General features: G+C 62.5%; 2 protein-coding genes. Both read right to left on the bottom strand.

The window, feature by feature from the left end; genetic code table 11:
* Positions 1-40 precede the first annotated feature (40 nt).
* Positions 41-310 (bottom strand): hypothetical protein, encoded by a 270-nt coding sequence (locus KYK83_RS17065; protein ID WP_010240463.1) that lies wholly within the window; start codon positions 308-310, stop codon positions 41-43.
* Between the two features lie 71 nt (positions 311-381).
* Entirely contained in the window at positions 382-735 is a 354-nt protein-coding gene (locus KYK83_RS17060) for a hypothetical protein (protein WP_222829098.1), read from the bottom strand.
* Between the last annotated feature and the right edge of the window lie 246 nt (positions 736-981).

Genomic DNA, 981 nt, shown 5'->3' with positions numbered 1-981 from the left:
TATCGGGTGCGGGTCTGAAGGTGCCAGGACCCTGCTGCAATCAGCTTACCTCATTGCCTTCCGATGCCGCCAGGAGATCCATGAAGTTGCGGGCTGCTTCCCGGTCTTCCTCGTTCTCGAAGGCCACGTCGAGGTCGGGGGCAGACCCGAGCAGGTAGAGCATGGCCCACAGGGCAAAGCGTTTTCCCCGGTCCTGCTCCAGACCGAGATCGACCTGGCATCGCTCGATCCCCGAGGCCAAGGTTTCTGCGCCAACCGCTCCAGGATCGGCAGTGCCAAAATAGCGCATGAGAAGCGTATCGAGGTCCATCGCACTCTTTTCGCATCATCGGTCGGGCCGCGGCGAGGAAGGCCAGCATTCGTGTGCCGGTCATGCGTCGTTCAATCAGCGGTGGGGTGCTCGCGAAGCCGCCGGGCGCGCTCGACGAAGTGCTCCATCTGGGTGGCGGCATGCAGGGTAAGCGGATGCGGCTTCGCATCGGCACGCGGGGATATGAATTCCGCGATTTCTTCGATTGCTGCCAGCTGATCAGCGCTGGCCTTCGACAGAAGGCCGAGCACCATGTTCTCAAGGGCGATCACCCTGATGCGTAGCTGGATGATCTCGGCATCGGAAAGTGGCGGAATATCCCATTTCTCGCAATCGGCAGCGAGCGCTTCCTGCGGCCCGCAGGGCAATGCCCCGCCTTCGTCTTCCCAGCGCGACAGCGCCCCGGCTTTTCCCGTTTCCGACATATGCGGTTCCTTTCATAACCATCTAGGCGATCGTCTGCACGCTGTTCACATAGCACAAAGCCCTACCGGGATGCGCTTGGCACGGCGACAGCGAAGCCGGGCAAACGGAACCCCGCGCGTCGGGTTGGTCTTCACGCGGGGTTCCTGAACGACCCCTTGGGGGCACCTGCGACCCGCAGGGCTTCGGGGGGAGGCGGGGCCGTCCTTTCCTGATCTTGCGTTGTTCGTTGCGATTTCTTGCCGAGG

This window comes from Qipengyuania pacifica (assembly GCF_019857205.1).
Taxonomy (GTDB): Bacteria; Pseudomonadota; Alphaproteobacteria; order Sphingomonadales; family Sphingomonadaceae; genus Qipengyuania; species Qipengyuania pacifica.
This window is presented reverse-complemented; position numbering and strand designations above follow the sequence as displayed.

What these genes read in the sequence shown, in the direction of transcription:
- KYK83_RS17065 (WP_010240463.1), bottom strand. Translation starts at nt 310, where the DNA reads ATGGACCTCGATACGCTTCTCATGCGCTATTTTGGCACTGCCGATCCT.
- KYK83_RS17060 (WP_222829098.1), bottom strand. Translation starts at nt 735, where the DNA reads ATGTCGGAAACGGGAAAAGCCGGGGCGCTGTCGCGCTGGGAAGACGAA.